Source organism: Halorubrum sp. SD612 (genome assembly GCF_002135005.1).
On sequence record NZ_NEWI01000119.1, the window covers coordinates 1 to 8268 of the forward strand.

Genomic DNA, 8268 nt, shown 5'->3' on the forward strand with positions numbered 1-8268 from the left:
CGACGGTCCTCGTCGGCGACGCCGACGCCGAGCGCGTCGCGGGCGAGGTCGTCGCCGAGGGGAACGAGCCGTTCGCCGCCGTCCGCGAGGCGGTGCGCGCCGTCGACCCGCCGGAATCGCTCGGCCGACCGGAGGCGGCCGAACCGACCGCGACCGACACCCACGACGGATGAGCGACGACGCGGGCGGCGAATTCCGGCGACCGAGGTGCGGCTCGAACCGCGGTCGGACCGAACGCGTGCGACGGCGTGGTACTGACCCGCATAGTAACGAACTTTTAAGTTAAACGGATTGGATAGCATATAAATGCGATGACACGGCCCACCCGGCAACGGGATCACGACCGGCAGCGCGTGGGGGACGAGGACGCCGAGGAAGACGAGATAGACATCGAAGACGTCGACGAACTGGACCCGGAGGACTTCGATCCGGAGGACCTCACCCGGACGGCCGACGGGGAGCTGATACACGAGGAGACGGGGATGATCATCGAGGACGAGCAGATCGATCCCGGCCCGGAGTGGCGCGCGTTCAACCACAACGAGCGGCAGGAGAAGTCGCGCGTCGGCGCCCCGACGACGAAGACGATGCACGACAAGGGGCTGACGACGACGATCGACTGGAAGGACAAGGACGCCTACGGGCGCTCCATCTCCTCGAAGAAGCGGTCGCAGATGCACCGGCTCCGCAAGTGGCAGGAGCGGATCCGGACGAAGGACGCCGGCGAACGCAACCTCCAGTTCGCGCTCTCGGAAATCGACCGGATGGCCTCGGCGCTTGGCGTGCCGCGCTCGGTGCGCGAGGTAGCGTCAGTTATCTACCGGCGAGCCTTGAACGAGGACCTGATCCGCGGTCGCTCCATCGAGGGCGTCTCCACCGCCACGCTGTACGCCGCCTGTCGCAAGGAGGGAATCCCGCGGAGCCTCGAAGAGATCTCCGAGGTTTCGCGAGTCGACCGAAAGGAGATCGGCCGAACGTATCGATACATTTCACAGGAACTCGGTCTGGAGATGCGCCCGGTCGACCCGAAGAAGTACGTCCCCCGGTTCTCCTCGGAGCTGGAGCTCTCTGAGGAAGTCCAGTCGAAGGCCAACGAGATCATCGAGACGACCGCCGAGCAGGGCCTGCTCTCCGGGAAGTCGCCCACCGGCTACGCCGCCGCTGCCATCTACGCGGCCTCGCTGCTCTGTAACGAGAAGAAGACCCAACGGGAGGTCGCCGACGTCGCGCAGGTCACCGAGGTCACCATCCGCAACCGCTACCAAGAGCAGATCGAGGCGATGGGAATCCACAGCTAGGCGGCGTCTGTCCCGTGGTCTCTCACCTTTCCCCTCTCTGCCGTTCTGAAAGGCGGCCGCGCCGGAAACGTTCAAGCCGCCGCGCCGCCAACGCCGACGCGAATGCGGCTCGACGAGTTCATCGAGTTCGAAGCGAACGAGCGCGCCGAGCGGCGGCGCCTCGCCGCGGAGAAGGACTACGGCATCCTCGATCACCTCGACTCCTTCGAGCGGCGCTTCGACGAGCACGTCTCCGACGACGCCGTCGTCGGGAGCGTCTCCCCCTCGATCTTCGTCGGTCGCGCGGACTACCCGAACGTCTCGACCGGACTGTTATCGCCGGTCGGCCGCGAGGAGCGCGCGGCGGCGTTCGAGACCTCCGCGGCGTGGTACGACGAGGGGGTCTCGATCTCGGACGTGTTCGACCGCCGGACGAGCCTGCTCAACTCCACCCGCGGCGTCGACGTCGCGGACGCCGGCGCGACCGGCGGGGAGAAGTCGGTTGGGAGCGAGGGCGGCCCGGCCGAGAGCGTCCACGACGCCTGGAACGGCTGGCTGGGCGTCCAGCGCGAGGTCGCCATCGCGGACCGCCCGGTCGACGTGGAGATCGGGCTCGACGGGCGGCCGGACCTCGACTTCGAAGTCGGCACGGAGGACATCAAGACGCCGACCGGACCGCGGGCGGCGGCCCGCACGGCCGACCTCGGCGAGAACCCGCACGTCCCGCGGCCGGTGAAGAAGACGCTCGAAGACGACGACTGGCGCGCCGAGGGGGCGATGACGTACCTCTACCGCCGCGGGTTCGACGTGTACGAGATCAACACGATCCTCTCGGCGGGCGCGCTCGGCCGCGGCGAGGACCGTCGGCTCGTCCCGACGCGCTGGTCGATCACGGCCGTCGACGACACGGTCGGGCAGTTCCTCCGCGGCTCGATCCGTGACAACCCGACGGTCGACCGGATCGAGGTCCACCGCAACGAGTACCTCGGCAACGCGTTCTGGGTGATTCTGGTGCCGGGACGGTGGGAGTACGAGCTCGTCGAGATGAAGTCGCCCGGCTCGATCTGGAACCCCGACCCCGACGCGGGGGTGTACCTCGCGGCCGCGAACGAGGGGCGCGAGGGGCGGACCGGCTACGTTGAGGAGACGGCGGGCGCCTACTACGCGGCCCGGGTCGGCGTCTTGGAGCACCTCGACGACCGCGGGCGGCAGGCGAAGGCGCTCGTCCTGCGCCACGTCTCGGACGACTACTGGGGGCCGGTCGGCGTCTGGCAGGTGCGCGAGGCGGTCCGGAACTCCTTCGACGGCAAGCTCGGGACCGCGGAGACGTTCGGCGAGCCGGTCCGCGGCGTCGCCGACCAACTCCCCATCTCGCTCGGACGCCTCCGCCGGAAGTCGACGCTGGCGGCCGGGCTTCAGGCAAATCTCGGGGACTTCGTCGACGCGGACTGAGCCGCGGCGCGACGGCTCCCCGGCCCCAATATCTTTACTCACGCCGTCGAGTGGACGCCACATGGTCTCTCTCGTCCCCGCGTTCGGCGGCATCCCGGCCGGCCCCGAGCTGATAATCATCCTGATCATCGCCCTACTCCTCTTCGGCGTTCCGCTCGTCCTCGTCGCGGCAGCGGTGTTGTACCTCACGACGCGCTCCGACGACGAGACAGCCGCCGAGACGACGGACGACGACCGGATCGCCGAACTGGAGGCTGAGGTCGAGCGCCTCCGCGAGCAGGTTGGCGACGAACCGGACGAGATTGAGGAAGAAGAACGGTCGTAAGCGGCTGGAGCGGTCGGCGCGCGCCTGCGAGGCCGCACCGCGGCCGAACAGCGCGTGCGAGGTCGCCGGCGCTACGCGCCGGCTGTCACCGGGCGAAGCCCGGTTGCCCGAGGGACCGTGTCCCTCGCTGGAGTCAGTCGCCGTCGCTTCGCTCCGGCGACTGACAGGGCGAGAGCGAAGCTCTCGCTTACAGCCGGACGTAGTCCGGCGACGAGGCTGGGGAGGTGTGAGGTGCGGTCGCGGTCGGGTGGGACTCAAAGGGGCAGCCGGGAGGCGGGCGCAGGCGATGTAAGCACTGGAAGGAGCGAGTGAAGCGAGCGACTGAAGCGCGCAACGAGCGTGCGCCCGCCTCCCGGCTGGGGCTTTGGCGGCGTCAGCCGTGAGAGGGCCAGCCCGTCGGTATCGGACCGATCGGCCTCCACCATCAACTCATCGCGGTACTACTCCCTCTCAGTCCTCGGCCCAGTAGTACAGGTCCTCGCGGGGCGCGTCGCAGCTCGGGCAGTTCGCGGGGAGCTGGTCGCCGATCTCGCCCATCTCGCCGCACTCCCAGCAGCGCCACATCACGTATGCGGTGCCGAACACGTCGCGCGCGTCGGTGAGCGTCAGCGTGTCCGTCCCCGACGGCGACGCGACGTAGAAGCCGTCGTCGTCGACCCCCCGGATCGAGCCGAGCCGCTCGCCGTCCTCGTTGTACACCGCCTGTCCGATACTCACGTCGGCGAATACGGGTTCTTCGGAGGCCATGCGCGGCTATACGCGTTGATCCCTCATAAGTATGGGAGCAGATAACACGACACGTGAAATATGTTTAACCACTGCTCGACGGTGAACGCCTCCAAGGCCCCAGCCACTTGTTTATAAATGACTGCCAACGGATCGGCAGTGAACACCGCCGAAGTCCCAGCCGCCCACTTATAAATAGCCGACTGTGGATCAGCGGAGAACACCTCCAAAGCCTCAGCCGTGAGGGCGGCGCACGCTCGCTGTCGTTCGAAAGGCGCTTCGCGCCTTTCGTGATGTTGCCAGACTCCGCCGGAGTCTGGCCGCTAGCCAGAAATCGGGGATTTCTGGCGATGACGAGACGCCTTCGGCGTCTCGAACCACGCTCCTCGTCACTCGCTGCGCTCGTTCCTGCGGTGCTTACTGCGCCGTACTTCGTCCTCCCGGCTGCCCCTTCGAGTCCCGCCCCGCACAGCACGGCGACCACACCTCACACCTCCCCAGCCTCGTCGCCCGCGGCGCAGCCGCCGGCTGCCAGAGGCGCGTCGCGCCTCGCTGCCGCTCACGCCCTCCGGGCGTTCGCGGCGTCCCTCGCGCGGGCGCTCGTCGGCACGCGCCACCGCACAGCAAACCCGTGGCTCTGCGCTGGTAATTCGGTCACACGCAAGCGAAAACCGAGTTAAAAGCCCAAAACGGCCGATTCAGGCGACCGGCGTGCGCTCGACGACGGTGCCGTCGACGGTCGGGTACTGCTCGACGATCTCCCCCTCGGCCAAGTCGCCGTCCTCGACCATCTCTTCGAGGAGCCACCACGCGATCTCGACGTGGTTCGATTTTACGGTGTAGAACTCCTCGGGGACGCCGAGCGCCTCGAACCGTTCGGCGTCGGCGAACGCCTTCCCGTAGACGAGCGTGCCGTCGTCGGTCACCTCGTCGAACTCGCGGCGGATGTTCTTCGCCATGCGCTTCAGGCGGTTCCGGTGTTGGGCGGCGTCTTTGAACACCGACGTACAGAAGTACACCTTCTCGTGGCTCGCCATCTCCTCGAGGATGGCGTCGTCCTTCGACCCCTCCACGGCGGACATGTGGCCCTCCTGGAGTTCGAACCCCTCCTCTTGCATCCGGCGGTAGTTCCCGTCGGACATCTCGAACTCGTTGATGTTACAGAACTCCGCGGCGCCCTCGTCTAAGAACTCCAGGAACTCCGGCTCCGCGCGAATTCCGGGAATCTCGAATGCGGGCGTGAGCCCCTCCTCGCGGGCGATATGGAGTATCTCCTCCCACTCGGTGCCGTGCATGTCGCCCCACATCTCCAGCGGCGGATGGAAGCGGATCTCGTCGAGGCCCGCCTCCGAGAGGCGACGCATGTTCTCGCGGCCGCCCGTGATCCCGGTGTAGAGGTGCGTGTGGTGGTCCTCGCCGAACTCGTCTTTCAGCAGTTCGAGGTAGCGGGTCGTCTTCGCCATCGCCTCCTGGGGTTCGCCGCCGGTGATCGAGGTGCCGAGCGCGCTCATGCGCTTGGCCTCCTCGATGACGTCCGCGTCGGACTCGACTTTCCGCTCGTTGGCGTACACGTCGGTGACGTTCTTCCGGTTCTCTCCGAGGGGGCAGTAGAAGCAGTCTCGCTGGTCGCAGTAGCCGTAGACAAAAAGCACCATCTTCCCGCCCTTGGCGCACTGTTCACAGCCCTTGGAGATCATCTACCCCCCTCTACCGGCCGCGGCCTCAAAAAGCGTCCGAACCGCGCTGTGCCGGGAGAGCCGTTGGCACGGCCGGGGGTCCGTCGGTCGCGCGGCGCCGAAGCGGGGGGGTAACCGAACACAAAGTATGTACCCCTCCCCCCCGCCGCGAGGGGAGGGCATGACTCCCGACGAGCCGACCGACACCGCAGACGAGAACCGCTCGACCGACGCCACGACCCGGCGGGGCGCGCTCGGGCTCGCGGGCACCGTCGGCCTCGCGGGGCTCGCCGGCTGTGCCGCGCTCGACGTCGCGACAGGCGGCCCGGCGGAGTTCAGCTCCGGCACCGCGACCGTCGCCGACGCGACGCTCTCGGAGGCGGGGTACGAGCTCAACGACGTGAGCGAGGAGACCGTCGGCCGCGAGTCCGAGGTCGGCGGCCAGACCCGGGAGGTCCGGGTGACCAACGCCGTCGCCGAGTACGACAAGGCCGTCGAGCTGTTCGGCGAGCGCTACCAGGCCGCCGTGTTCGCCGCGGTGACGACGCCGCAGATCGAGGTCCTCGGCCGGGCGCTCAACCCGATCGCCGAGATGGGCACCTGCGAGCGCGCCGAGCTTATCCTGAGCCGCTTCGAGAACGTCGAGAGCCTCGAACGCGGCTCGGAGTACTCGACAAGCGTCCTCGACACCGACGCGACCGTCGTCGTGTACACGGCCGACGCGGAGATCGAGGGGACCGGCGTGACCACCGAGCTGGAGCTCCACATCGTCGAACCGGTCGGCGTCGACGACGACTTCGTCCTCCCGCTAGCGGCGTACCCGGCCGCGTTCAGCGACGGCGAGAACGTCCGCCGGATGATGAACAGGATCGAACACGAGCCGAACGACGAGAGCTGACCGACGCGGCGACGCGGTCGTCGGATTCACCGGCGGGAACCGAGCCGAAAACATATGTCGCCCCCTCGCGTAGTCCCGAACGATGCTGCTCGTCCTCTGCGTCGACCTCGACGACGACCTCGGCCGCAAGACGGGGATCCCCACCCCCGTCATCGGCGCCGACGACGTCACCGAGGCCGCGGTCGCGCTCGCGACTGCCGATCCGGAAGACTCCGACGTGAACGTCCTCTTCCAGGGCGTCAGTGTCCACGACGAGTTGGCCGCCGAGGGAGAGGCTGTCGAGGTCGCGGCTGTCACTGGCGTCGACGGCCCAGACGTGAAGGCGAACCGCGCGGTCGGCCAGGAGGTCGACCGCGTGCTCGCCGAGCTGTCGACCGGCGAGGAGGTGTCCGCCGTCGTGATCACCGACGGCGCCCAAGACGAGTCCGTCCTCCCCGTGATCCGGTCGCGGATGCCGATCGACGGGATGCGCCGCGTCGTCGTCCGGCAGGCGCAGGACCTCGAATCGCTGTACTACACCATCAAACAGGTCCTCGCCGACCCGGAGACCCGCGGCACGATCCTAATCCCGCTCGGGGTCCTCCTCCTCATTTATCCCCTCGTCGTCGTCGCGAACCTCTTCGACGTCGCGGGCGCGGCCGTGCTGGGGATCCTCTCGGGCGCGGTCGGCCTCTACTCGCTGTTCCGCGGACTGGGGCTCGAAGACACCGTCGACGGGACCGCCGAGACCGTCCGGAACGTCCTCTACACCGGCCGCGTGACGCTCGTCACCTACGTCGTCGCGCTCGCCTTGGTCGTCGTCGGGGGGGTTCAAGGAGTCGACACCGTCGACGTCGTCCGGAGCGCGCAGGGGAGCCCGCTCGCTGCCGGCACCGCCGTCGCCGCGTTCGTCCACGGGTTCGTCCAGTGGCTCGGCGTCGCGGGCGTCACCTCCAGCCTCGGGCAGATCACCGACGAATACCTCGCCGGCCGGTTCCGGTGGCGCTACCTCAACGCCCCCTTCTACGTGGCCGCCATCGCCGTCGTGCTGTTCGCGGTCTCCGGGTTCTTCCTCCCGGCGGCGCCGGGCGTGACGGCGCTCGGGCTCTCGGAGCTGGCGATGGCGCTCGCGGCGGGGACGCTCATCGGCGTGTTGAGCACGCTCGCGTTCGCCGTCGCGGAGTCGCAGCTCCCGTCGGCGGAGCCGGTGTGAGGAGGAGCGAACGGCGTCGGCGGGAGAAGAGCGGTCGCTTAGGAGGCGGCGGCGAACCCGCCTAGCGGGGCGTCCAGGAGTCGCACGCCTCCATGTCGTCCATCAGCTCGTCGTAGTGCGCGCAGTAGGGGCGCATCCCGTCGTCCGTCCGGACGTAGTCGAACTTCGCGCAGTTGCCGCAGTAGGCGTCGCCGGGGCCGTCGCGCGCGGACGGGGAGCCGGGAGAGGGCGCGGACTCCGGGGTCGACGGGGACGCCGGACCGTCCGCCGGTCCCGCGTCGTCGAGCGGCGAGGTGATGTCGCTCTCGGCGCTGCCGCCGTCGCTCACGCCCGGCGAGCCGGGGGCGGAGCGGTCGCCCGCGTCGGGCCGCCCCGCCCCGTTCGACCCGTTCCGTGCGGTCGACGCGCCGGCCGGCCCGCCGGTCGGGGGAGAGGGCGTCGCGGAGCCGGCGGAGCCGTCGTCGGGGCGGTTCGTCTGTGTCTCGACGTCGCCGTCGGGGGTCCCGCCGAGGAGGCCGATACCCCCGGGACCGCTCAGCTGGTCGCGGGGGACCTCGACGACCTTCGTCTCCCCCTTGTGGGTCACCTCCATCGAGACGGTGCCGCCGGGGTCGTTGCGGGTCTTGAAGTTGGCGACGCCGACGAACACGCTCCACAGCGTCGTCGCGGCGCCGAAGAAGTAGACGCCCGCGGTCGGGAGGGTGAGGTCGGTCAGCTCCGGG

The 8268-nt window shown here is 68.9% G+C and carries 7 protein-coding genes and 1 pseudogene; 5 read left to right on the forward strand and 3 right to left on the reverse strand.

Going from position 1 to position 8268, the window contains the following annotated elements; translation table 11 throughout:
* Positions 1-311: 311 nt before the first annotated feature.
* The 3 genes from B9G38_RS12510 to B9G38_RS12520 all read left to right on the forward strand — a co-directional run bounded on the left by B9G38_RS12510 (position 312) and on the right by B9G38_RS12520 (position 3054).
* A complete protein-coding gene (locus B9G38_RS12510; RefSeq protein WP_086220576.1) occupies positions 312-1298 on the forward strand; it encodes a transcription initiation factor IIB family protein in 987 nt (328 codons plus the stop codon).
* Positions 1299-1400: 102 nt separating this feature from the next.
* A complete protein-coding gene (nreA, locus tag B9G38_RS12515) occupies positions 1401-2729 on the forward strand; it encodes a DNA repair protein NreA (protein WP_086220577.1) in 1329 nt (442 codons plus the stop codon).
* A gap of 61 nt (positions 2730-2790) precedes the next feature.
* Entirely contained in the window at positions 2791-3054 is a 264-nt protein-coding gene (locus B9G38_RS12520; protein ID WP_086220578.1) for a preprotein translocase subunit TatA, read from the forward strand.
* A 450-nt stretch (positions 3055-3504) separates the two neighbouring features.
* Here the strand turns inward: B9G38_RS12520 and B9G38_RS12525 are convergent, their stop codons facing one another.
* Together B9G38_RS12525 and B9G38_RS12535 are read right to left on the reverse strand one after the other, a co-directional pair.
* Complete coding sequence (locus B9G38_RS12525) at positions 3505-3801, reverse strand: rubredoxin-like domain-containing protein (protein ID WP_086220579.1); 297 nt, start codon at positions 3799-3801, stop codon at positions 3505-3507.
* Between the two features lie 677 nt (positions 3802-4478).
* Entirely contained in the window at positions 4479-5477 is a 999-nt protein-coding gene (locus B9G38_RS12535) for a radical SAM protein (protein ID WP_086220581.1), read from the reverse strand.
* 160 nt (positions 5478-5637) lie between these two features.
* Here B9G38_RS12535 and B9G38_RS12540 point away from each other — a divergent pair, with 160 nt between their 5' ends.
* Entirely contained in the window at positions 5638-6354 is a 717-nt protein-coding gene (locus tag B9G38_RS12540; RefSeq protein WP_086220582.1) for a DUF6517 family protein, read from the forward strand.
* An 82-nt stretch (positions 6355-6436) separates the two neighbouring features.
* The gene (locus B9G38_RS12545) at positions 6437-7546 is read left to right on the forward strand and encodes a DUF373 family protein (RefSeq protein ID WP_086220583.1); all 1110 of its coding nucleotides are present in this window, start codon (positions 6437-6439) and stop codon (positions 7544-7546) included.
* 61 nt (positions 7547-7607) lie between these two features.
* Here the strand turns inward: B9G38_RS12545 and B9G38_RS12550 are convergent.
* Positions 7608-8268, reverse strand: a pseudogene (locus B9G38_RS12550) (hypothetical protein); the annotation flags it as partial.

Coding starts and splice junctions, on each gene's coding strand:
- B9G38_RS12540 (WP_086220582.1), top strand. CDS start 5,638: ATGACTCCCGACGAGCCGACCGACACCGCAGACGAGAACCGCTCGACC.
- B9G38_RS12535 (WP_086220581.1), bottom strand. CDS start 5,477: ATGATCTCCAAGGGCTGTGAACAGTGCGCCAAGGGCGGGAAGATGGTG.
- B9G38_RS12525 (WP_086220579.1), bottom strand. CDS start 3,801: ATGGCCTCCGAAGAACCCGTATTCGCCGACGTGAGTATCGGACAGGCG.
- B9G38_RS12545 (WP_086220583.1), top strand. CDS start 6,437: ATGCTGCTCGTCCTCTGCGTCGACCTCGACGACGACCTCGGCCGCAAG.
- nreA (WP_086220577.1), top strand. CDS start 1,401: ATGCGGCTCGACGAGTTCATCGAGTTCGAAGCGAACGAGCGCGCCGAG.
- B9G38_RS12520 (WP_086220578.1), top strand. CDS start 2,791: ATGGTCTCTCTCGTCCCCGCGTTCGGCGGCATCCCGGCCGGCCCCGAG.
- B9G38_RS12510 (WP_086220576.1), top strand. CDS start 312: ATGACACGGCCCACCCGGCAACGGGATCACGACCGGCAGCGCGTGGGG.